Below are 22989 nucleotides of genomic sequence, written 5' to 3' on the forward strand. Positions count from 1 at the left end.
AGAGGGCTTCCGGATGTTTTGTTCGGGGGCCTTTTTCTTTGCCTATTGGCTCCTTTTCCTAACAGTCAAATCCTTGTCAGCGGCTTAGCCTGCCAACAGTTATCGTTGTGACCTGACGGCGCCGAACTCTTCGAAGAGCTCATCCAGCCGGGTTGTGAGATAATCGGCAAATTCAGGCACCATGCGCTCATCGAACGTGATGCGCGTCTTGCTGCCGGAGCGCTCGATTTGCGCTGCCCTCTGTCCTTGCCGCGTTTTCCAGATATCGCCCGCCACCTTCTTCTGATCGCGCGCTGCCATTTTCGACAACACACGTTGCAGACGCTGATCGCTGTCGAGATCGGCAAAGGCGTCGTCCTCGATGATCGAGTGGACTTTCTTCGGTGACGAAGAGAGGGCCTCGACGAGAGCGAGCCATCGGGCACGACCTGCCTTTGGTGCCGGGCCGATTGCCAGGATCACGGTCTGCGGTACGCCGCGGGCGACCGAGATATAACGGCTGAGATCGGCCTTGTCGGTCGAAAGCGCTGCCATGATGACATCTCGGGGGTAGCCAGCCTCTTCCAGACGATAGGCAAACAGCGCCTTCTCGATGAAGGAGAGATCCTGGCGATCGAGATTTTCCTTACCTTGAGCAATGACCAGTTCGGTATCGCTCAAGCTTTGAACGATCGCCTTGACCTTAAGGCCGAGCTTGGCAGCAGCCCGCAGTCGGCGACGACCGTAGGCGATCTGGTAGCGTCCTTCCGTTTCAGGGTCGGGACGGACCAGGATCGGCACTTTCTGACCATGTTCGGAAATGCTTGTCACCAACGCATCGAAGTCGGCATCGCGCTCGACCGGGATACGATCGCTGATCGAGGAATTGGAAATATCCGAGGGATCGATTTCAAGAACGGAAAATCCCGAGGAAATCTGTGCCTGGAGACGGCCGGCGGCACGCGCCGCCTCCGTCATCTCCTGAAGCGATGCACCCATGGCCGAGACGGCACCGGTGCGCACTCGGTCCGGGTTCTTCTCGATGCCGGCCGACGCCGCCGGTGTCTCGGCCTTGCGCATGAAGATCGAATTGACGGTATCGCGCCGGCTCATCAATTCTCTCCTTTCCAATCAAATCCGGGCAGGCCGGAAAGACGCAGTTGGGAGCTCCCAACGTGCTCATCGGCTACCGACAGATGGAGGAAATTTTGCGAGATGCTCACAGCGGGGCAGCCATTGTTGGGAGCTCCCAACAGGTCGTGATTGCCAGTGAAGCCTGAGGAGTTGATATCGATCTCGGGAAACGTCATGTGCGCCCCCATGCCTGCCGGATCAGCGTCTCGACTTCTCCGTTGACGGCATCGAGGGCTTCCATCGCGCGGTCATAGGTCGACCGTGTCAGGTTCTCGCGTCCGATCTCATAGAGCGTCTGCTTGGTAAGACCGGCGTCGGAGACAGCTGCCGATTTCACCATCGCATTGATCATCACGTGATCGTCGAACAGATTGCGCAGAAGAGCCGCGACCTTCGTCTGCGGCGCATCCTGTGGTTCGTAGCGGGTGAGCAGATAACGAATGAAATCATAATTGAGCTCGCCGCCGGCTTCGCGCACGACGGAGAGAAGGTCATGCGTCATCAGCAGGAACTGGCTCATGGAAGCCACGTCCAGCATCTGCGGATGTACGGTGACGATCATCGAGGTTGCGGCGCAAAGGCCGCTCAGCGTCAGGTATCCGAGCTGTGGCGGGCAGTCGAGGACCACGACATCGTAGTTCTCGCCAACATCGTCGAGCGCCTTGGCGACACGCATGAAGAAGACGCCTTCGCCATCCCGGGAGCCGCGCATCAGCGCGCGTGGCGTCGTATGCTCGAACTCCATGAGTTCGAGATTGCCCGGGATCAGATCCAGGCCATCGAAATAGGTATTGCGCACCACCTCAGAGAGGGGACGCCGCTCCTCATCGTAGCGGATTGCCGCATAGAGTGTCTCGTTGGAACGGACATCCGTCTCCGGCATGACGCCGAGCATGGCCGACATGCTGGCCTGCGGGTCGAGATCGAGGGCGAGCACGCGGTAGCCCTGCAGCGCCAGATATTGCGCAAGATGCACCGAGGTCGTGGTCTTGCCCGATCCACCCTTGAAGTTGGTGACTGCGATGACCTGAAGATGTTCGTTCTGCCTGCGGCGCGGCAGGAAGTCATGCGCCTCACGCCCACGAGCGGAGGCGGCTAGCAGGGCGCGCAGTTCATTGAGCTGACGCAAGGAATAGAGGCGTCGGCCATTGCTGCCGACATCGGGCTGCGGGCCTTCGCCGGCAAGCGTCATCTTCCGCAAGGTCGAATCCGAAACGCCGATCAGCTTGGCCGCCTCGCCGGAGGTAAAGCGGCGCAGGGTCTTGCTCGCAGTCGGCGGAAACAGGGCTTCGCTGATCGCCTGCAACTGCGAACTGATCGTCGACGCATGGGCGCCGATCGTCTCATCGACGCTACGCTGAAGGGTCCGAGAAGTCCTTTGTGGCTTGCTCACGCTCTAATCTTTCATCACGGAAAAACACCAGAAACGGCTGTTTATCCGTGACGATTACCGATCGCAGCGATTCTGGCAAGGTACTCCGGCAGAACAAGGCTTTAGCGGCGGCGGTCACGATCACGAGTTTACGACAGAAGGATTACAATTTCCCCTGATATCTCCGTCAGTTAACAGAAATCCGATTCGCCTTGCAAAGCTGTGCCATCCTCTCATCATTTTTGTTATCGATACGCCAAAGCCTATGTTTTGATCCGGCAGACGGTCCCTGCCGCATCCCATTGAGAAGAATCAGCTATTACCGATTCCTAATCTTTGCCGGCAAAGGATCTGATGACGAAAGGCGCGAGGGCCTTATTGCCGCAATCCTCTGCGGGCATCGACGAAGGCGAAGGGCGCCTTTGTTTCGAAATCCCGAAGACGAGATCATGCCTCAGGAACGCGGATTGATCGAAAGGCTGTCTGACACCCCTTTGTCGATGGTTGGGCGTGCCAAAATCGAACAGGGGTGTGGCGGAATCAATCTGCGTATTTGATTCCGTTTCGATCAAAGATGTGAGAAAAAACAGCGCGCTAGGAACACGCCAAATACCCTGCCGAAGCATCCGAAATGGGCTCTTTCAAGCCCATCCTCGTGGATCAATCTTATAAAGGATCCAGGATGTTTCCGCAATGACTGGCATGCTCTATCCCCAGCGGGCAGCCGAGAAGACGTGATGCCGCCCGCCCTAGCCGTTGAATGTGTAGTCGGCAATCGAGGCCGGCTTCATCTCGATTGAGAAGCCGGGCCGGGTCGGCGGCATATAGGCGGCATCCTTGATGATGCAGGGGTCGAGAAAATGTTCATGCAGATGGTCGACATATTCGATGACGCGGCCATCCTTGGTGCCTGACACCGCCACGTAATCGATCATGGACAGGTGTTGCACATATTCGCAGAGCCCGACGCCGCCGGCGTGCGGCCAGACCGGCAGGCCGAATTTGGCGGCGACCAGCAGCACGGCCAGCACCTCGTTCAACCCGCCCATGCGGCAGGAATCGATCTGCACGATGTCGATCGCACCCTCGGCGATGAACTGCTTGAACATGATACGGTTCTGGCACATCTCGCCGGTCGCAACCTTCACCGGGGAAATGCCCTGGCGGATTTTGCGATGGCCGGCGACATCGTCGGGGCTTGTCGGCTCTTCAATGAAGAAGGGCTTGGCGAAGGAAAGCTGCTTGACCCAGTCGATCGCCTGGCCGACCTCCCAGACCTGGTTGGCGTCGATCATCAGGTAACGGTCTGGACCGATCACCTCGCGGGCAATCCTCAAGCGGCGGATATCATCCTCCAGATCGCGGCCGACTTTCATCTTGATATGGTTGAAACCGGCATCGATCGCCTCCTGGCAGAGCCGGCGCAGCTTCTCGTCCTCGTAGCCGAGCCAGCCGGCCGAGGTCGTGTAGCAGGCATAACCTTCTTTCTCGAGCGTCGCGATACGCGCAGCCTTGCCGGGCTCGGCCTGTCTGAGGATGGCGATCGCCTCGTCGCGCGTCAGCACGTCGGTGAGGTAGCGGTAGTCGACGATATCGGCGATCACTTCGGCCGGCATTTCGGCAACGAGGCGCCAGACCGGTTTGCCGGCCTCCTTGGCAAGCAGATCCCAGACGGCGTTGACGATTGCGCCGGTTGCCAGATGGATCGCGCCCTTTTCAGGACCGATCCATCGAAGCTGGCTGTCGCTGGTCAGATGCCGCCAATATTTGCCGGGATGGGCCAGCACATCCGAAAGCTCGGTGCCGACGACCAGATGCCGCATCGCCTCGATCGCCGCGCAGCAGATGTCGTTGCCGCGGCCGATGGTGAAGGTCAGGCCGTGGCCGGCAAGGCCGTGCTTGTCGGTTTCGAGGATCACATAGGCAGCGGAATAATCCGGATCCGGGTTCATCGCATCGGAACCATCGAGGCTTTGCGAGGTGGGAAAGCGAAGGTCGAAAACTCTGATATCGGTGATGCGGGTCATGATATTCTTCCCTTTGGGGGCCAGCATCCTTCGTTCGAAAGATGCTGGCCATGCGAAAGCTCAGATCGTCCAGCCGCCGTCGATGGCGTAGGCCTGGCCGGAAGTATAGGTCGCACCGGCGAGATAAACGGCGAGACCGGCAATTTCCTCCGGCGTGCCGAGGCGCCCCATCGGTTGGCGGGCGATGAAGGCGGCGCGCGCAGTGTCGTAGTCGCCTTGAGCGCGCATGCGGTCCTGCAGCGAGGGGCTTTCCACGGTGCCGGGGCAGATGCAGTTGCACCGGATACCTTGCGTCACGTAGTCGGCGGCGACCGATTTGGTCAGCCCGATCACGGCGGCCTTGGTCACGCCATAGGCGAAGCGGTTCGGCACGCCCTTAATGCTTGAGGCGACCGAAGACATGTTGATGATGGAACCGTCCTTGCGTTCCAGCATGCCCGGCAGCACGGCACGGATGGTGCGGATCATCGCCTTGACGTTGAGATCGAAAGCAAATTCCAGATCGGTGTCCGGCATCTCCAGCACCGAGCCGTTATGGACGACGCCTGCGCAGTTGAAGAGCACGTCGACAGCGCCGATCCCGGCCACCAGCGTCTTGACCGCATCCTCGTCGAGCACGTTCAGCTTATGGGTGGAGATATTGTTCTCTGCCGCCAGGGTCGCGAGGGCGTCGGTATTGATGTCGGTCGCATGCACCTTGGCGCCAGTTGCGGCAAAGGCAAGCGCCGTCGCGCGGCCGATGCCCTGACCGGCTGCGGTGATGAGAACGGTCTTGCCGGAAAGATTGCTTGTCATGTCATGGCCTCTCTGGGGATTTTCCCGCACTGGCGGTGATACTTGAAGTCGATCTCAAAAGGATTGGTCGGGAGAAAGGCCGCACCCGGTTGCGCGCGCTCTCAGGCGACGTCGCATCAGGCCGACAATCACGATATCCACGCGCTGCATGGCCTCCTCCCTCTCCCGTTATCTTATTTTTGTCTCGCCTTGGCGAGCCTTTCCGGGAACTGCGATCGTCCGGCGTAAGACCTACGCCGAACAACATCCTCACCCTTGATTTGTCTGTTTATAGACAAACAGACGATTGCATCGTGGTCAAGCGCGAACTTTCTCTTTTCCGTCCGCCCGTCTGCGTATATGCAGAATGATATTCACAGGAGGGAAGAATGGAGACCGAAGAGTCAGATCGCTATCGCGCTCCGGCGCTCGACAAGGGTCTTGATATTCTCGAACTTCTGGCCGGCGTCGACAGCGGCCTGACGCAGGCGGAAATCGCCAAGCGGCTGGAGCGCAGCCCGAATGAATTCTACCGCATGCTCGATCGTCTCGTGAAGCGAGGTTACGTGACGCGGCTCGATGGTGACCGTTATTCTCTCACCCTGAAACTCTTCGGCCTGGCGCAGTTACATGCGCCGGTGCGACGGCTCGCCTCTTATGCGACGCCGCTGATGCGCGATCTCGCCCAGCGCTCGCGCCAGGCAAACCATCTTGCCGTCTTCGACCGGGGCGCTGCCGTCGTCATCGCCCAGCAGGAGGCGCCGGACTATTGGGGCCTGTCGATCCGCGTCGGTTCCCACATCAGTCTCTTCGACACGGGGTCCGGCCATGTGCTGCTTGCCTTCCGCAGCGATGAAGAACGCGAGATGATGATTTCGGAGCATGCGCGCAGCCGCAAAGACGCCGATCTTGGCGCGGAATTTTACGAGCGGCTGAACCAGATCCGCGAGCGCGGCTATGAGATGATGGCAAGTGCCCAGACGGCCGGTGTCTATAATCTCTCTGCACCGATCCTCGGGCCGGACGGGCGCGGCATTGCGGCGCTGACCTGCCCCTATATCGCGCTGGTGAATGCGCCGGCTGCACCCGACATCACTCAGGCGATCGGCATGGTGCAGAAGACGGCCGCTGAACTCTCGGCGCTCGCCGGCGCAACGATTGCCGTGCAGGCTTAAGGCCGGCCGAATTTTTATTTGAACAATCCATTCACCAGGCATAGGTTGCTGCCAACCTCTGGAGGAGAAGAGCGTGTTCATCGATACACATCTGCATGTCATCGACCGGTCGGCGCTGCATTATCCCTGGCTCGCGAACGTGCCTGCTCTCGACCGCGATTTTCTCTATGAGACCTATGCGACCGAGGCCAAGCGCTGCGGCATCACCAAGGTTCTGCACATGGAGGTGGATGTCGATCCGGTGATCATGCAGGCCGAAACCGACTATGTCAGCCGCCTCGGCGACCTGGTGGCCGGTGCAATCGTTTCCTGCCGGCCGGAAGAAGACGGTTTTGCCGCCTATCTGGAGCGACAGAAGGCCGATCCCTTCGTCAAGGGCTTCCGGCGTGTGCTGCATGTGGTGCCAGACGATGTCTCGGAAGCTGCACTCTTCCGCGAGAATGTCAGAAGGCTTTCCGGCACCGGCCTGACCTTCGATCTCTGCACGCTGCCGCATCAGGTCGGCAAGGTGGCGGCGCTCACTGACGCTGCACCCGATGTGCAGTTCATCCTCGACCATTGCGGCAATCCGGATATCAAGTCGAACGCCTTCGAGCCCTGGAGCCGCGGTATAACCGAAATCGCCCGCCGGCCGAATGTCGTCGCCAAAATTTCCGGCATCGTCACCAATGCCGATCCGGCAGCCTGGACGGCGGAAAACCTGCGGCCCTATATCGAGCACGTCATAGCAAGCTTCGGCTGGGATCGTGTGGTCTGGGGGAGCGACTGGCCGGTCTGCACGCTGGCAAACGGGCTTTCCACCTGGGTCGCGGCCACCCAGGCGATATTATCAGGCACTGCGGAAACGGAGCGCGCGAGGCTCCTTCACGACAATGCGCAGCGTCTGTGGACGCTCTGAATTTCGCCCGCTGCACGCCCTTCCAGAGTTCAATTTTTCCAGATTCTCGTTTGAAGTGATCTGTCGCGGCGTGCAATCCGTAGGGGCTCTCGGATGGCGCGATGTTTTGATCCAACCTAAACTACATCCAAACAATTGCTAGGTTGAACTAACTCGGCTAAAAGTTGTTGTTGCGGGCCTCGTAAAGTTTTCGGCCCGGTTTTCGCAGGAGGGAATATCAGATGAAAGAAGAACCGCATTCCGTGGACGTTCATGTCGGCAAGACGATCCGTATACAGCGACTGCTGAGAAAGGTTTCCCAGACGGAATTGGGCGATCGCGTTGGCGTGACCTTCCAGCAGATCCAGAAATACGAAAAGGGCTCCAACCGCGTTTCTGCGAGCATGCTCGTCGAAATCGCCGGCGCACTCAGCGTCGATGTCAGGACCTTTTTCGATGACCTGACGGCGCCTGCCGCCAACGCGAACGATAATCCCGCTCCGAGCGAAGAATTCGTCATTTCGCGTGAAGGCGTCCAGCTAAACGCTGCTTTCTTCTCGATCAAGAACGAGCAGCTTCGCAAGAAAATCCTCAAGCTCGTCCAGGCAATTGCCACCACCGAGCAAACGGAAATCGACGCTGCCGAATAGCACGTCGAACTGATTTTTTAGCGCTCCGTCGCGCCCCTATCAGGGCTAATGGCGATCGATCACGATCAGATTTTCGCCAGCGTCCTTCATTGCGATCTTGGCTTTGCTGCCCAGGAGTTGTTCGAGGTTTGCATCGAGTTCCCTATCCGGATCGATGCCATCCCAATCGATGACCACCTGCAGCAACGCCATGTTTGTCAGGTGCATGAGATTGCGCAGCTGAAGTTTTTCAGCTTCCTCCTTGGCTGCAGACAGCAGTCGGAAGAGTCTTGCGTATTCCCTGCTTACCTCTTGATCCCTTTTTTCGAACATCGTTTTCGCCCTCGACAACAGTCATATCCCCACGCGAGATACCTTGGGCTTGGAACCGTTATTCGAGCGTTACAGGCCGCATCTGTTGCGTGACTTCGACTTGCAGCAGCTCGAAATGCGAGGTCGCAGCAAAGCTCCAGTCACGTTTCGTTGACGCAAACTCTCCCTTTTGCAGCCATTCCAGCACCAGCCTTGCATCGGCCCGCTTACGTTCGACGCGATTGGCGCGAATCACGGTCAGGATCTGTTCGCGCCGCGGTTTGCGAGCAAAGTGGGACTCTTCAACCACCTTGGCGTAGGTGCGTTCGGAGAAATGCAGGAAACGCCCGGCAAGGAGCAGCTTCTTGCGCTCGCTGACGGTAATTTCGCCCTTCGCATGCAGGCCTTCAATCGTCGGCTCGAAATCGACCCAAGGAACGGAAAGCGGCAGCCAGCCGAGCTCCTGCGGCGCATGGACGAGCGCTACCGCCTCATCGTCGAGAAGCCTACCGGATTCGTAGTCTTCGAAGATCGAGCCGATGCCGACCATGCCGAAGGCGCAGCACTCGGCAGCGCGTAACGCCCCCATGCTGGATCCGCCAGCAACGGCAACGCCATTTTCTAGCGCAAAGAGGATTTCCTTGTGCCACACGGATGGCAGGTCGCCAAAATAGCCGTCGATCAGACCGATCGCCGTCGCCCCTTCATGGACCGCCTTCAGAATGTCGCCGCAGGCCGCCGGCGCACGGAAATCGACATCAGGATGCTGCTTTCGGGCATCTGCAATCTCGCTCGCAAGGCTCGGACCGACGAAGAGGACCTTCATGCCGCAGCCTCCCTGATGACGTTGACGGCGCGCAGGCCAAGCTGGATATATTGGCCGCTGATATCGACCTCAAGGCCCGGCACAATGACGCGCACCACCGAAACCGGAAGGGTTGGATGCGGGAACGGCACGGCGATGATCTGGGTAATGCCGGCCGCCCTCAGCCGGCCGGCAATGTGGCGGATCGTATCCTGGATCGTCGCCGGGCGTTGCGGGCGTATCGGGAAGGGTTTCAGAGCCGCATCATCGTTGCAGAGATCGACGACCTGGCGCATGCCGGCGCTGCGGTCGATCCGCTGGTAGATCTTCGGCGAGAAATCGTCACGGCTGCCGGCAATGGCCGCCAACCGGCTCTGGGCCGCCTCGGTAATGGCGCGAAGGGCAGCGCGGATCGGATCGGGGTGGCAGCCGCAACCGCCGCAGACCTGCGTCCACCGGGCATCGACGCGATCGGAGAGATTGCCGGGAATAATGACGGCGAGAAAGGCGGGAATGCCGATATCGGTGGTCATGTCGATTAGCAAGAGGCGCATGCCGGCCTGGCGAATCCGATCAACCATCACGTCGATGACCGCATCGCCGAAGGCAAGCGGATCGACGCGGTTCTGTTTTAGCTGTTCGGGCGACTTGAGCTGGGTCAGCGCCCAGGCATCACGCTCGACCAGTTCGCATAGACCATGCAGCACGGCTTCCGCCGGCGTATTGCCAGAGGCAAGCCCATCGCTCGACTGTTCAAAGCCCGGCGGACGCTCGCCACGATGGTCGAGGCCGACAAGCCACCAGGGCACAAAAGCAGTGCTACCTGACAGCAGATCGAGGCCGGAGCACCAGGCAATCTGGCCATTGCCGATCTCTTCAGGCGCGCAACGCGCGACACTGTCGAGGTCGATGATCGTGGCCCGCTCGGCCCTCATGGTTTCGACGCTGGCAAGCGTCAGGTCGGCAGGGGCAATTTCGGCGATGCGGGTCTCGATCGCCTCCATGGCCGCCGAGGTCATCGCCGCTTCCTTGTCGATACCCTTGCCCTGGAAAACCGACAGCGTATGGCTGTTCGGCCTCGTGGCGAAGGCAACGGGAATATTCAGCACGTCAAGGCCTGTCAGCAGTCCGACGCGAGTGATGCCGAATTCGCGCAGATGAGGCCGGATCGCCGCGAACGTCTGCGCCGGTGTCATCGACCGGTCGTGATAGCTGTTGACGCCTGCCGATGCTCTGTCGAGATCAGCGGCAAGCGTTTCGACGTCGGCCAAAGCAGACATGCTGATAAATCCTTAGCGGAACCTCAGCGCATGCGTCAGGCTTTCAAGGCCATTTGCCGAAACGATGAGTTCATCCTGCTTCACGGCTGCTTTGGCAGCTGCGGAGAAACGGAGTGCGGGGGCCTGGGCTGCAGCGTTGGTTTCAACGGTTTTCATGATCTCTCTCCAAATGATTGGGCGGCTTGCCGCCGTTAACCATTCGAAAAGAACATTGCCTGCGTCATTTAAGCGTTACAGGCTTCATTAAAAGGCGTTGTATCAGGGAAGACCAGCAAGTTGCAGGCCTTTTATCAACGGATCCGTGAATGACGGATCGCGATCGGGGACGAAATGACGGATCTCTTCACTGCGGAAATCAGGGAAGCTTTCCAAAACGACGCGGGCGTAGTTCTTGGCTTTCGTGGCATCGCCCGCCATGGCGTGCGCTGCTGCAAGCAGGCGGGCCGTTGCTAGTTTTGACTTCACCGGCTCCAGCGCGTCGATCGCCTTTTCATATTCTTCGCGCATGAAGTGGATGCCGCCGAGGTTCCAGTAATAATAGTCCGGCGGCAGCGGGTTTAGCTTGAAGGCCGCGCGGCTGAGCTCGAGCGCCCGATCGAAATCGCCGTCATGGGAAAGCGCATCGGAGAAGTCCGCCAGAATATCGGCATCGTTGGGATTGAGATCCTGGGCTTGCTGGAAGGAATCAAGACTTTCTTCGAAACGGCGTCGGTAGAGTGCCACGAAGCCAAGTTCACGGAAGGCGCGGCCGCTGTTCGGGTCGGTTTGCCGCGCCATCCTTGCAGCGCTGTAGGCTTCGTCCAGCAGGTCCCGGTCGCGCATCCCGCGGATTAGCCATTCCATGCCGAGCGCACGTGACATGCCGGCATGAGCCGGCGAGAAATGTTCGTACCGGCTGAGCGCCGACTTGAACCATTTACGCGCCTGGCGCAGGTGCTGCAGGTCTGTCTGTGAAATTAGACGCTTGCCCTCCAGATAGAGGCGGTAGGCGGACGCCGGTACGTCGCCGAGCGGCATCGCCAGTTCATAACGCTCGATCGTATCGGCAAGCGTCATGACGATGCGTCGGGTGAGCTGGCTGAACGCCTCGCTGATCTTCTGCATCGCAAAAGGAATTTCGACTGCCCAGAGCACTTCGGAGGTCGCCGTGCGCGTCAGCCGGCAGGTTGCGTAGACGTCTTCGTCTCTGTTCTGGATCGTCACATAAACGGCGTAGTCGAAGGACAGGTCGAGGGGGCCGACGGTCGAGCGCGCCGGATCGAGCGCCCGGCTCAGCATTTCCAGACTCGTATGAGCCGCAATCACCTTGAAGCCGCGCTGCTGACTCAGTCCGATCGTAACATCTTCGAGCAGCGCCCGGCCAACACGTTCCATCAGCGGATCAGTGAGGATGCTTTCGGGAGGCAGAATGACGATGCGCGGCTGGCCTGTCGGATCGATCAGCAATTCCGACGCCGAACGCGGATGTTCGGCTGCCGCCGGCTGGGCAGCCGACAAGATACCCAGTTCGCGGGCGAGCGCTGTTGTGGTTTCGTCCGGCTCAATATCAAAATCATCTTTGAGCTGGCTGCGATATCTCAGATAGGCCTGACGCGCTGCCGGCAGGTCGTTCATACGGGCATGGGCCCGCATCAGTGCCCGGCACGCGACCTCGTTGGCGGGGTCAAGCTCGATCAGGCGCTTGGCAAAAGCGATGCGCTCCTCGTCCGACCACTCACCTTGATTTTCCAGAATACGGGCAAGATGCGCCGAACGCGCTTCGTCGACGCGCTGCCGCTCGAAGGTTAACCAGTCCTCGGCACCCTGTGTCGGGGACTTGACGCTTTCAAGCAGCTCACCGAGCAGGATACCGCTTTGATCCGGTTCCAGCATATCCTTCTGCTTGAGGATATTGAGGTCGATCTCCCAGCCGGGCGCAAGGCCAAGATGGGTGCGCGTGGCAATGAGCAGTGGCGGCAGTCCCTCCGGAATGCTTTGCTCGATGCGCGACAGAAGTTGGCGGAGGCTGCCGGCTCGTTTTTCAGGAAGCTCGGATTGCCAGAGCTGGCATCGAATGGTTTCTCGGTCGACCAACGGCTCCGACGACAGCGCTAACATTGCCAAGAGGAAGTAGGACTTTTCGGGCAAAGGAAGCTCGGTCCCGGCTGCCAGCAATCGCGGCCTGCCGAGCAGACATAATCTGTTCGCTTTCACTTCCCCGGTTGACCCGTCCATCACGGTTCTCACCTTCAAAAGCCGGAACGCCTGAAACAGACCGGCCGATCACCTGATGTTAGAGTGAATAGCGAGCAACTGGAAGCGCTTTTGCTTCGCCCGAGCAAGATTTTCATCGAATATTTACGCTCCGGCCGGTGTCTGGCTCCCAACAGACTTTACGAATACTGCATATGGGCATGAGACAGCGTCTCATATCGGTGCATCGTCCAGCCGTGCGCATCGCCGCTACGCCCACGTTTCGTCAAGTCCCGCCGCTCTGGTGACATTGAACAAGGCGCGGTTTCCCCCGCGATAAAACTTGCCAGCGGAAACGTGCCATTCATGACAGATCGATCAGGTAGCAGACCCCGGTTCGTAGAGGTCCGATCCGAACAGTCGGCCGAGATCGTCGACATTTGCGGCATTGCCGGGCCGTAGCTTTGTGCCGTAGCGGCGGACAAGCCGGCGGGCATGAGCATCCGCCAGAAACAGATAGCCGGGCTTGAGCTTGACGACCTCGTCCTCATAGCCCCTGCACTGGAAAATCCCCGCCCGGCAGAGGCGCCGAAGTAGGCTGTCGCTTTTATAGGCCGGCTTACGGATGCCGTCTCGAGGGCGCGGGAGGCGACGCGTGATTATGTCGTGACGGCCGAGGGCAAGGCGGGAGAGGTCCCGCGAGATGTCTACGGCGGCTAGCTCACCACCTACCAGCATCTTTCCGAACATCGGCTGGAGAGGATCGACGAAGGATCGGCGTCAAGGGGCAGGCCGTGGACGGCGGGCAGGCACGCTTCGACTGGTGCGCGAGATCAATCCCACTTCGGACCCCAGTCTGGGTCGACGACGCGGTGATTGCGGTCGATCGTCTCAATGCGGGCGATTTCCTCGGCAGAAAGCCTGATCGAACTTGCCTTGAAGTTCGAGCGAATGCGCTCCGGCCGACCCGATGTCGGGATGGTGCAATAGCCCTTGGCAAGTTCGAAGGCGATCGCCACCTGTTCCGGTGTGGCATCGTATTGTTCACCGATTGCGCGCAGCACCGGTTCGTCGGATAGAAGGCCACGGGCGATCGGCAGATAGCATGTAACGAGGATTTCCTTTTCCCGGCAATAGTTTGCGAGCTTCTTGTTCTGCAGGATCGGGTTAAGCTCGAACTGGTTGTTGGCGACCTTTCCCTTGCCGAGCAGGGCTTCGGTTTCTTCGAGAAGGGCGATCGTGAAATTCGAGACGCCGATCAGCTTCGTCAGGCCGCGGGCCTGCGCCTCGGCGATCTGGGTTATGTAGACCTCGAGCGGAATGCGGCCGTTGGGCGATGGCCAGTGGATCAGCGTCAGGTCCACCTGATCGACCTTCAGCGCTTCAAGGCTCTTTTCCAGCGACGGGACGAGCGCCCCGGGGCCGAAATTATCGGTCGAAATCTTCGTCGTCAGGAAAAACTCGTCTCGACCAAGGCCCGAACGGCGCAGCGCTTCGCCGACTTCGAATTCGGTGTCATAGGTCTGCGCAGTATCCAGGTGCCGATAGCCGGTTTCGAGCGCGCACAGGATTGCATCGATACCCTCCTTGCCGTTGCGCCCAAACGTGCCAAATCCCATCAACGGAATAACATCATGTTTTTGCAAATCTATTTCCTCCAATTCGCCTCACTCCTCCAGCGGGCTCACGAAGCTTTGCAATAGGCCGGGGCTGTGTCCAGCGAAAAACGCTGATGGATTTCGGGGAAGTCCTGACAACGGTTCGGAGACAACACGGGCGCAAATTCGCACTGATGGCAGCCGGCCGGAACCGGCTACCAGATCATCCTCACGGTTTCAGATCCTGGAAAGCTGAGCGCTCCTAGAATGCCTGGGCAACCCGGCGCAGGGGTATCGCGCTTTCGGCAGTGGCTTCGACAAAATCGAGGCCGATATCAAGAACCGGGGCGCTGTGGGTCAGCCAGCCGACCGAGATCAGGTCGACGCCAGAGGCGGCAATGGCCGGTGCCGTTGCCGGTGTGACGCGGCCGGAGGCCTCGGTGATCGCCCGACCGGCGACGATCCTGACGGCCTCGCGCAGCTGATCAGGCGTCATATTGTCGAGGAGGACGGCATCGACCCCCTCGCCCATTGCCTCGTGCAGCTGGTCGAGCGTATCGACCTCCACTTCTATCTTGACCATATGGCCGACACCGGCCTTGGCGCGGCGAATGGCTTCCGAAACGCTGCCGGCAATGGCGACGTGATTGTCCTTGATCAGCACGGCGTCGTGGAGCGCAAAGCGGTGGTTCATACCGCCGCCGGCCCGCACGGCATATTTTTCGAGCGCTCTCAGACCTGGTGTCGTCTTGCGGGTGCAGACGACCGAGGCTTTCGTGTCGCGGATCGCTGTGACGATGCCGGCCGTCACCGAGGCGATGCCCGAGAGATGGCCGAGGAAATTCAGGGCAGTGCGTTCGCCCGTCAAAAGGCCGCGCGACGGCCCTTCAATGGTGGCAATCACGCTGCCCGGTTCCACGGCCGCACCATCGGGCAGATGCCGGCGAAGCATAATGGCGGGATCAACGAGCTGGAAGGCAAGCTCTGCGGCATCGAGACCGGCGACCACACCCGGCTGGCGGGCGGCCATGACGACTGTCGAGCGATGATCGAAGGGGATGACGGCCGCAGAGGTGATATCGCCGGCAAGGCCGAGGTCTTCTGCGAGGGCTGCGCGCACCAGCGGCTCGACAATGACGCGCGGAAGGGAAGCGAGGTTCATCTCAGGCACTCCTTGCAAGGGGATGGGAGGCGGTCGCCCGGGCAATTTCCAAGGCATCGGCAAGTGTCAACTTGTGCCGCACGGCTTCCGCCCGTTTCAGCGGGAAATCCGTGCGGGCATGCGCCCCGCGCGATTCCGCCCGAAGGCTGGCGAAGACGGCAATCAGCAGCGCGACGACCGCCGGATCCGAGGCCGGCCCGTCGTTTTCTGCGAGCGGCAGCAGGCTTGCGACGGCGCCATGGATGGCGCCCGCATTGCGCAGTACGGTGAGATGGCGTGAGACGATTGGCCTGACAAGCGAAGGGTCGGTTGCCGCAGGCAGCATCCCTGTAATCTCGGCTGTCGAGGATTTTGCAACCGGGGTCGCAAGAATGTCGCGCGCCGCCCGCATGCCCATGATGGCTGCTTCCAGCAGAGAATTGCTGGCGAGCCGGTTCGCCCCGTGCAGGCCGGTGGAGGCGGCTTCGCCCACAACCCAGAGCCCGGCGAATGAGCTGCGACCGACGGCATCGGTTGCAACTCCGCCCATGTGATAGTGGACGGCAGGCCGCACCGGGATCGGCTGGGACGCGGCATCGATGCCAGCCTCCCGGCAGAGTGCGTCGATAACCGGAAAACGCGTGGCGAAACGATCGCCAAGGGCTCTACGCGCGTCGAGAAACACTTTGCCGCCACGGGCGAGTTCGGCACTGATGGCGCGGGCCACGACATCGCGCGGCGCAAGTTCCGCACCGGCAATGCCGGCCATGAAGCGTTCGCCATGCTCATTGATGAGTACCGCACCTTCGCCGCGGACTGCTTCGCTGACGAGCGCCAGGGGACGGCGGCGGGAATCGAGCGCCGTCGGATGGAATTGCACGAATTCCATGTCGGCAAGCTCAGCCCCGGCGCGGGCTGCAAGCATGATGCCCTGCCCGAAATTGCCGGTCGGATTGGTTGTCGCTTCATAGAGACCGCCAATGCCGCCGGTGGCGAGTACGATGCGCCGTGTCGGCAGAATAGTGGCGCCATTTTCGCCGACGCAGAGGAGGCCGATGACGCCGTCCTCATCCGTCAGGATGCGGCGCGCCTCCAACCCCTCGAGCACTGTAATGGAGGGTGTGGAGATGACGGCTTCGACCAGCGCACGAACAATCGCCGCACCCGAGCCGTCACCTTGCGCATGCACGATGCGGCGGCGGCTATGGGCAGCCTCCAGCCCGAGCGAAAAGCTGCCATCTCCCGCCTTGTCAAAACGGACCCCCGCCCGTTCCAGTGCGGTGATCGCAGCCGGCGCCTCAGCGACGATGCCGGCAACAATGGCGGGGTCGCAGAGCCCGTCACCGGCAGCAAGCGTATCGGCCAGATGCAGTTCGGCATTGTCATCGGCGCCGAGCGCGGCGGCTATGCCGCCCTGGGCCCAGGCGCTCGACGTTTCAGCGCCGAGAGCAGCGCGAGTGACAATGACAACGGGCTCGGGCGCAAGCGTCAGCGCCGTCATCAGTCCGGCAAGGCCGCTGCCGACTATGACGGGGCGGCCTGCAAGTTGGTCGGCAATATCGCTCATATCGACAGCATCCTCTCGACAGCGCGGCGAGCTGCGACGGCAATCGCCGGATCGACCGTCACTTCATGGCGGTTCTCTTCGAGAGCCGCGCGAATGTTGGAAAGCGTGATGCGCTTCATATGCGGGCAGAGATTGCAGGGCCGGATGAACTCGACATCAGGATGATGCACGGCGACATTGTCACTCATCGAGCATTCGGTCAGCAGCACGACGCGGGCGGGCTTCTTTTCGCCGACATAATCGGACATGACGGCGGTGGAACCGGCAAAATCGGCCTCCGCAACGACATCAGGCGGGCATTCGGGATGGGCAAGCACCGTCACGCCAGGGTGGTTTTCGCGAAGCTGGCGCACATCGTCGGCGGTGAAGAGCTCATGCACTTCGCAATGCCCGTGCCAGGCAATGATCTCGACATCGGTTTCCCTGGCGACATTGCGGGCAAGATATTCATCCGGGATCATCAGCACGCGCGGTACGCCAAGGGATTCGACCACCTGCTTGGCATTGCCCGAGGTGCAGCAGATATCCGAGGCGGCTTTGACTGCGGCCGAGGTGTTGACATAGGTAATGACAGGCACGCCCGGATGGGCCTGGCGCAACAGCGCGATATCCTCGGGCGTGATCGAATCCGCCAGCGAACAGCCGGCGCCGAGATCGGGGATCAGCACCGTCTTTTCCGGGTTCAGAAGCTTTGCCGTCTCGGCCATGAAAATGCACGCCGGCAAGCACGATCACGTCGGCATCCACCTCGATCGCCTTGCGCGCCAGGGCCAGGCTGTCGCCGACAATATCGGCCACGCCGTGGAAGATTTCCGGCGTCTGGTAGTTATGCGCGAGGATAACGGCATTGCGCTTGTGCTTCAGTTCCAGGATCGCGTCGACATCGTCCTGGAACATCATCCATTCGGCTTTCGGAATGACGCGGCTGACGCGATCATAGAGGGAAGACGCGGATACAAGATGGTTCATGGCCGGCTCCATTAATTATGCTCGATTTGAGCATATCATGCGCAAAGAGATATTCTCACTGTGAGCATATGTCAATTGCGGGAGAGCGGTAATTTCGTTCCGGCGAGCGCGCGCTCTTCGAGAATGGTCTGGCGGAAGCGGAAAAGCTTGGCCGGCCGGCCGCCGGTCTCGCTTGTCGCTCCGCCCGTTTCCTCCACCAGTTCCTGCTGTTCGATCAGGCGGCGGAAATTCTGCTTGTGCAGGGTCAGGCCGGCGAGCGCCTCGACGGCGCGCTGCAACTGCAGAAGCGTGAAGCTTTCGGGCATGAGTTCGAAGACGACGGGGCGGTATTTGATCTTGGCGCGAAGTCTTGCAATGCCGGTCGCCAGAATCCGGCGATGATCGGCAAACATCGGCCGGCCGAGATTGTCGTCCTTGCTGGCGCCGGCTTCTGCGACGAGTCCGGCCTCATAGAGCAGTTCATACCGCTGCAGCGTCAGATCCTCGTTCCAGCCGCCGCCGTCGAGCCCGAACGTAAAGTCGGCGCGGCGATGCCGATATTCACGCCGGACAGGATCGGCATCGGCCCAGAGACGCAGGCGCGCGATCAGTTCACCGAGGATGACGGGGCGCCCGTCGCGATGGTCCTCCCAGGGGAAATATTCATACCAGCCATGCCAGCCCGGCCGCCCGGCCCCCGACTGCTCATTGACGAGGCCAAGATAGCTGATCGATATGGTGCGACCGCCCTGGATATCATTGTTCCGGTCACGATCGGCAAAGGTGTAAAGCTGCTCGAGGAAGCCGACGGGATGGGCGGTCTGCTCCTGGATCCATTCACGCAGGCCCGATTGTAGCGTGCGATGGCCCATTTCAAAAGGCCCCGACGGCAGCGCATCGCCACTTTGGATCGTCATGACGCGCGGCTCATCCCCCGTCACCGCGACGAGAACCGCGATCAGTTCCGCATGTGCAAAGCCTATCGTCACCAGCGCCTGAGAATCTGTTTCTGATAGATCTATTCTCTGACATAGGGCGCAAACGATGCCAATGATGGGCCTACACCCTCCCCAACAAAGAAACACGCGCCGAATTGGGAATTACCAAATTTTGGTATATATTGGTACCAACTCAGGAGGCTCTCATGTCGAAGAACACGTCCATCGCCTTGGGCGATCATTTTGCTGGCTTCGTCGAACGGCAGGTCGTCGAAGGCCGATACGGTTCGGTAAGCGAAGTCATCCGGGCAGGCCTGCGGCTTCTGGAAGAGCATGAGGCGAAAGTAAAAGCGCTGCGCGATGCGATCAGCGCCGGCATCGATAGCGGCGAGGCCGAAGATTTCGATTTCGATAGATTCCTTGACGGTAAGCGCCGGACCCGGACGAAATGAAAGGCTACCTCCTTTCCAGGGCCGCCGTCGCAGATCTCGACATGATTTGGGATTACACCTTCGAAAACTGGGGTCAGGAGCAGGCGGATCGTTATATCGACGATATCCGCAAGGCCTGTGAAGCGCTGGGGATAGGCGCGCGGAGCGGAAGGCCCGTCGATGATATCTGGCCGGGTATCTTCAAGCTCGCCGTCAACGCGCACTTCCTGTTCTATCGCAGGCTCGAGGGTGGCCGGACAGGTATCGTCCGTATCCTGCACAAGCGCATGGATGTGGAAGCACGGCTTCGCGATACGCCTCTGAATTGAAAGCGGGCGCTAGCCCTCTGCCTCCAGCCGATGCAGAAAATTGCGCAACTCGGCTTCTTCGATGCGGACAAGATGGCGCTTTTCCGGATAGGCGCCGGAGCGGACATCCTCGGCGAATTCGTTGAAGGCGGCGATGCGTTCGCGTTGCAACCGGTCATGTTCGGCTGCGAAGTTGCGATAGACCTTGGCGTGGCGCGGCGTGTGGTCTCTGGTCGTGCCGAGCACATCATCGGCAAACAGATATTGCGCGTCGCAGCCGCGCCCGGCGCCCATGGAGATCATCAGCATCGAGGTGCGGTTGGAAATCGCTGCCGCGACATCGCCGGGGACGACCTCGATCTCGGCTGCGAAGGCGCCGGCATCCTGAAGCGCCTTCGTCTGGCGCCAGACATCGAGAGCGCTAGCAGCCGTCTTGCCCACGGCGCGAAAACCGCCGGTCCAGGTCGCCTTTGAGGGGATGAGGCCGACATGGCCGCAGACGGGAATGCCTTCATCGCGCATACGGCGGATGGTCTGCAGGCTGGCGGCGCAATAGACGGCATCGCCGCCTGCCTTCAGCGCCTTGAAGGCCTCGCGCATGTATTCTTCAGCCGAGACATGATCGCCATATTCCAGACCGGGAACGGCAAAGGGCGTCGGTGCCGCCTCGCGAAAGACCGGCCCGAGCAGGAACGGTGGCACCGAGACCATGTCGATGCCGGCCTTTTCTGCTGCTTCCGCCTCCTCAAGCGTGGTGACGCGCAGCATTGTGAGCTGGCGTTTTCCCTTGAGCGCCAGGAGGTCGGCGACCGTGGCGCGATTATGTTTCTTCATCGCATTATCCTTTGAAAACTGTCAGGCAGCGAGCAGCGACTTCAGCTTGACATTGGTGGCGGTCAGTGCGGCCGGGTCGGGATGTGCGCGTGCGGCAATCAGCATTTCCGCCAGCCGGATGTCGCGGGCGACCGCATTGCCGGGCCCGATGCCGCTTGCGGCAAGGAGCCGACCTTCGGCATCGAGATGGAAGAGGATGAAGGCCCCCTCGCCGAGATCGCGGCGCAGATGCCTGGCCGCGCCATCGGCAAGCCCTGTTATCTGCAGCGTCATCTCATACTGATCCGACCAGAACCACGGCACGGCGGAAACCGGTTCATCGGCGCCGAGCATATTGGCGGCGGCAAGCGTGCCCTGCTCCTGCGCATTGCGCCAGGATTCCAGCCGCACGCGCCGGCCGCCATAGAGGGCGAGCGGAAAGGAGCAGCAGTCGCCGGCCGCGAAAATATCGGGGGCGGAGGTACGCAGCCGGTCATCGACTGCGATGCCGTTGTCGATCGCAAGTCCGGCAGCCTCGGCAAGCTCGCTATTCGGCCGGGCGCCGATGCCGACAAGCGCCAGATCGGTTTCGACCACCTCATCGTTGGCAAGCCGGATGACGGCTTTGCCGTTCTGCTCCGTCAGGGTTTCGATGGAGACACCGCAGCGCAGATCGACGCCTTCCGCGCGGTGACGCTCGGCAACGAGGTGGGCGATGTCTTCGGGAACGCCGCGCTTCAGCACCCGCTCCAGCCCTTCGACGAGGATGACATCGGCGCCGAGTTGGCGCGCGGTTGCCGCGACCTCCAGGCCGATGAAGCCGCCGCCGATGACTGCAAGCCGTTTGCCAGGCTGCAGCACCGCGCGCAGTGTCACCGCATCATGATGTGTGCGGAGCGACCGGATATAGCTGCTTTCACTCGGAGCATTGGGAAAGGCACGCGCACTGGCGCCTGTCGCAAGCAGCAATCGGTCATAGGCAAGCAGACTGCTGTCGGACAGGGCGACGGTATGGGCTGCGGCATCGAGACCGGTTGCCGTCACACCGGTCAGGAGGCGAATAGTGCCAGCCTCATAGGTTTCCCGTGCGGCGATGAATTTCGGGTCGACAGTACCGGCAAGGCCGGCCTTGGAGAGCGGCGGGCGCTCATAGGGCGTGTGCGGCTCGGAACCCACAAGCGTGATGTCGCCGTCAAATCCCTTGTCCCGGAGTGCGAAGGCGGCACGCGCCCCGCATTCCCCTGCGCCAATGATGACGAAATGGGCCATGGCGCACCTCAGATCGCAATGAAGACGGCGCCGTCTTCGATCTTGACGGGATAGGTCTTTAGGTCGACGCAGACAGGGGCCCCCTTGGCCTCGCCCGTCTTGTAATTGAAACGGCCATTATGCTTGGGACATTCGATGATCTCTTCCATGACGAGGCCGTCGGCGAGATGGACCTGCTCATGGGTACAGAGCCCGTCGGTGGCAAAGAACTCATCGTCCGGGCTGCGATAGATAGCGAATGTGCGCCCGCCATGGTCGAAGCGGATGACATCCTCCTCGTCGATTTCGTCCTTGCCGCAAACTTCGATCCAGTTACCGCTCATCTCTATTCCTCCCTCGATCTTGTTCTATTGGGCTGCGGGTGCCAGTTCGGCGTGGAATTCCTCGCGATAGGGCCGCGCCGTTGCCGGCAGTTCCCGCTTCAGAAAATAGTCTTCGTTGCGAAGCTGGCGTAGGAAGGCCGGGATCATTTCCCGGTAGCCGGACCAGATCGATGGATTGGGCGCCGGCAGGTCGTGCTTGATCATCGCATGCAGCTTCGGCAGCGCGTGGTAGGGCACCATCGGGAACATGTGGTGTTCCACGTGATAGTTCATGTTCCAGTAGATGAAGCGGCTGATCGGGTTCATATAGACCGTGCGGCTGTTCAGCCGGTGGTCGATGACATTATCGGCAAGCCCGCCATGCTGCAGCAGGCCGGTCAGCACATGATGCCAGGCGCCATAGAGGCGCGGCAGGCCGACCAGCATCAGCGGCAGGATCGAACCCATATAGATGGCGAGCGCGATGGTGACGACGTAGATCGCAAGCCAGATACGGGCAATGCGGATCGCCTTCGGCTGCTCCATCTCGGGGATGAAGGTCTTTTCCGCCCCACTGATGACGCCGGCCGAATTTCTGATCATGTCGATCACGGCATGCCAGGCATCGAGGATGCCGAAGAAATTGAGAACCAGACGGAAGAGATCCGGCGGGCGCATGACGGCAATCTCGGGGTCGCGGCCGACAATGACGGTGTCGGTATGGTGGCGGGCGTGACTCCAGCGCCAGGTCACCGGATTGCGCATGATCATGAAGCAGGCGATCTGGTAGACGGCATCGTTCATCCAGCGCGTCTTGAAGGCGGTGCCGTGGCCGCATTCGTGCCAGCGGCTGTCGGAGGCCGAGCCGTAGAGCACGCCATAGGCGAGGAAGAAGGGCACGGCGATCCACGAGCCCCAGAAATAAATGCCAAGAGTGGCAAAGATCGCCATGCTGCCGAGCCAGAGCGCCGTGTCGCGGATCGCCTGATTGTCGGAACGCTGCATCAGCGCCTTCATCTCCTTGCGGGCAACATCGGTATGATACCATTCCGCAGCCGCAAGACCGGTTTCGACCGCCGTCCTGCCGCTCGCCCCCAAGAGGCTGTAATCCCGCTTTGTTGCCTCGCCAGCCATGCTT

Annotated in this window: 23 protein-coding genes and 2 pseudogenes; 5 read left to right on the forward strand and 20 right to left on the reverse strand. The window is 60.5% G+C overall.

Features of this window, described 5'->3' with window-relative positions; translation table 11 throughout:
* Positions 1–99 precede the first annotated feature (99 nt).
* From repB to LVY75_09530, 5 genes are all read right to left on the reverse strand, one after another.
* On the reverse strand, positions 100–1092 hold the full coding sequence (gene repB / locus LVY75_09510) for a plasmid partitioning protein RepB (protein ID XAZ20342.1): 993 nt from the start codon (positions 1090–1092) through the stop codon (positions 100–102).
* Positions 1092–1289: a hypothetical protein gene (locus LVY75_09515; protein ID XAZ20343.1), complete on the reverse strand. Its 198-nt coding sequence runs from the start codon at positions 1287–1289 to the stop codon at positions 1092–1094. The genes repB and LVY75_09515 overlap by 1 nt, the downstream gene beginning before the upstream one ends.
* Positions 1286–2506 (reverse strand): plasmid partitioning protein RepA, encoded by a 1221-nt coding sequence (gene repA / locus LVY75_09520; protein XAZ20344.1) that lies wholly within the window; start codon positions 2504–2506, stop codon positions 1286–1288. The genes LVY75_09515 and repA overlap by 4 nt, the downstream gene beginning before the upstream one ends.
* Before the next feature lie 728 nt (positions 2507–3234).
* Positions 3235–4512 carry an L-fuconate dehydratase gene (locus tag LVY75_09525; GenBank protein XAZ20345.1) on the reverse strand — a complete coding sequence of 426 codons (1278 nt, stop codon included), beginning with the start codon at positions 4510–4512 and terminating at the stop codon, positions 3235–3237.
* 60 nt (positions 4513–4572) lie between these two features.
* The gene (locus LVY75_09530) at positions 4573–5307 is read right to left on the reverse strand and encodes an SDR family oxidoreductase (protein XAZ20346.1); all 735 of its coding nucleotides are present in this window, start codon (positions 5305–5307) and stop codon (positions 4573–4575) included.
* Between the two features lie 368 nt (positions 5308–5675).
* Between LVY75_09530 and LVY75_09535 the strand changes: the two genes are divergently transcribed.
* The 3 genes from LVY75_09535 to LVY75_09545 all read left to right on the forward strand — a co-directional run bounded on the left by LVY75_09535 (position 5676) and on the right by LVY75_09545 (position 7988).
* Complete coding sequence (locus LVY75_09535) at positions 5676–6461, forward strand: IclR family transcriptional regulator (protein ID XAZ20347.1); 786 nt, start codon at positions 5676–5678, stop codon at positions 6459–6461.
* Positions 6462–6534: 73 nt separating this feature from the next.
* Positions 6535–7359, forward strand: coding sequence for an amidohydrolase (locus LVY75_09540; GenBank protein ID XAZ20348.1), 825 nt, complete (start codon positions 6535–6537; stop codon positions 7357–7359).
* A 221-nt stretch (positions 7360–7580) separates the two neighbouring features.
* The gene (locus LVY75_09545) at positions 7581–7988 is read left to right on the forward strand and encodes a helix-turn-helix domain-containing protein (GenBank protein ID XAZ20349.1); all 408 of its coding nucleotides are present in this window, start codon (positions 7581–7583) and stop codon (positions 7986–7988) included.
* Positions 7989–8033: 45 nt separating this feature from the next.
* Here the strand turns inward: LVY75_09545 and LVY75_09550 are convergent, their stop codons facing one another.
* From LVY75_09550 to LVY75_09600, 11 genes and pseudogenes are all read right to left on the reverse strand, one after another.
* On the reverse strand, positions 8034–8300 hold the full coding sequence (locus LVY75_09550) for a hypothetical protein (protein ID XAZ20350.1): 267 nt from the start codon (positions 8298–8300) through the stop codon (positions 8034–8036).
* Positions 8301–8358: 58 nt separating this feature from the next.
* Entirely contained in the window at positions 8359–9105 is a 747-nt protein-coding gene (locus tag LVY75_09555; protein XAZ20351.1) for a toxin, read from the reverse strand.
* Positions 9102–10364, reverse strand: coding sequence for a YcaO-like family protein (locus tag LVY75_09560; GenBank protein XAZ20352.1), 1263 nt, complete (start codon positions 10362–10364; stop codon positions 9102–9104). Before LVY75_09560 ends, LVY75_09555 begins: the two co-directional genes overlap by 4 nt.
* A gap of 12 nt (positions 10365–10376) precedes the next feature.
* The gene (locus tag LVY75_09565) at positions 10377–10520 is read right to left on the reverse strand and encodes a hypothetical protein (GenBank protein XAZ20353.1); all 144 of its coding nucleotides are present in this window, start codon (positions 10518–10520) and stop codon (positions 10377–10379) included.
* 102 nt (positions 10521–10622) lie between these two features.
* Positions 10623–12578, reverse strand: coding sequence for a toxin (locus tag LVY75_09570; protein ID XAZ21380.1), 1956 nt, complete (start codon positions 12576–12578; stop codon positions 10623–10625).
* Positions 12579–12932: 354 nt separating this feature from the next.
* A pseudogene (locus tag LVY75_09575) lies at positions 12933–13125 on the reverse strand (glycerol-3-phosphate dehydrogenase).
* Between the two features lie 244 nt (positions 13126–13369).
* A complete protein-coding gene (locus LVY75_09580; protein ID XAZ20354.1) occupies positions 13370–14182 on the reverse strand; it encodes an aldo/keto reductase in 813 nt (270 codons plus the stop codon).
* Positions 14183–14396: 214 nt separating this feature from the next.
* On the reverse strand, positions 14397–15296 hold the full coding sequence (gene nadC, locus LVY75_09585) for a carboxylating nicotinate-nucleotide diphosphorylase (GenBank protein ID XAZ20355.1): 900 nt from the start codon (positions 15294–15296) through the stop codon (positions 14397–14399).
* Between the two features lies 1 nt (position 15297).
* On the reverse strand, positions 15298–16842 hold the full coding sequence (locus LVY75_09590) for an L-aspartate oxidase (GenBank protein XAZ20356.1): 1545 nt from the start codon (positions 16840–16842) through the stop codon (positions 15298–15300).
* Positions 16839–17811 (reverse strand): annotated as a pseudogene (gene nadA / locus LVY75_09595) (quinolinate synthase NadA). Before nadA ends, LVY75_09590 begins: the two are co-directional and overlap by 4 nt.
* Before the next feature lie 71 nt (positions 17812–17882).
* The gene (locus tag LVY75_09600; GenBank protein ID XAZ20357.1) at positions 17883–18779 is read right to left on the reverse strand and encodes a hypothetical protein; all 897 of its coding nucleotides are present in this window, start codon (positions 18777–18779) and stop codon (positions 17883–17885) included.
* Between the two features lie 155 nt (positions 18780–18934).
* Here LVY75_09600 and LVY75_09605 point away from each other — a divergent pair, with 155 nt between their 5' ends.
* Entirely contained in the window at positions 18935–19180 is a 246-nt protein-coding gene (locus tag LVY75_09605; protein ID XAZ20358.1) for a type II toxin-antitoxin system ParD family antitoxin, read from the forward strand.
* The gene (locus tag LVY75_09610; protein XAZ20359.1) at positions 19177–19488 is read left to right on the forward strand and encodes a type II toxin-antitoxin system RelE/ParE family toxin; all 312 of its coding nucleotides are present in this window, start codon (positions 19177–19179) and stop codon (positions 19486–19488) included. Before LVY75_09605 ends, LVY75_09610 begins: the two co-directional genes overlap by 4 nt.
* 9 nt (positions 19489–19497) lie before the next feature.
* Here LVY75_09610 and LVY75_09615 read toward each other — a convergent pair whose 3' ends face one another.
* From LVY75_09615 to LVY75_09630, 4 genes are read right to left on the reverse strand one after another with little or no spacing between them, the layout of a single operon-like run.
* Positions 19498–20301, reverse strand: a complete 804-nt coding sequence (locus LVY75_09615; GenBank protein XAZ20360.1) for a 3-methyl-2-oxobutanoate hydroxymethyltransferase — start codon at positions 20299–20301, stop codon at positions 19498–19500.
* Between the two features lie 21 nt (positions 20302–20322).
* Complete coding sequence (locus tag LVY75_09620) at positions 20323–21549, reverse strand: FAD-dependent oxidoreductase (protein XAZ20361.1); 1227 nt, start codon at positions 21547–21549, stop codon at positions 20323–20325.
* A gap of 8 nt (positions 21550–21557) precedes the next feature.
* On the reverse strand, positions 21558–21872 hold the full coding sequence (locus LVY75_09625) for a MocE family 2Fe-2S type ferredoxin (GenBank protein ID XAZ20362.1): 315 nt from the start codon (positions 21870–21872) through the stop codon (positions 21558–21560).
* 24 nt (positions 21873–21896) lie between these two features.
* Positions 21897–22985 (reverse strand): fatty acid desaturase family protein, encoded by a 1089-nt coding sequence (locus tag LVY75_09630; protein ID XAZ20363.1) that lies wholly within the window; start codon positions 22983–22985, stop codon positions 21897–21899.
* Between the last annotated feature and the right edge of the window lie 4 nt (positions 22986–22989).

It is taken from the genome of Sinorhizobium sp. B11 (assembly GCA_039725955.1).
Classification (GTDB): domain Bacteria; phylum Pseudomonadota; class Alphaproteobacteria; order Rhizobiales; family Rhizobiaceae; genus Rhizobium.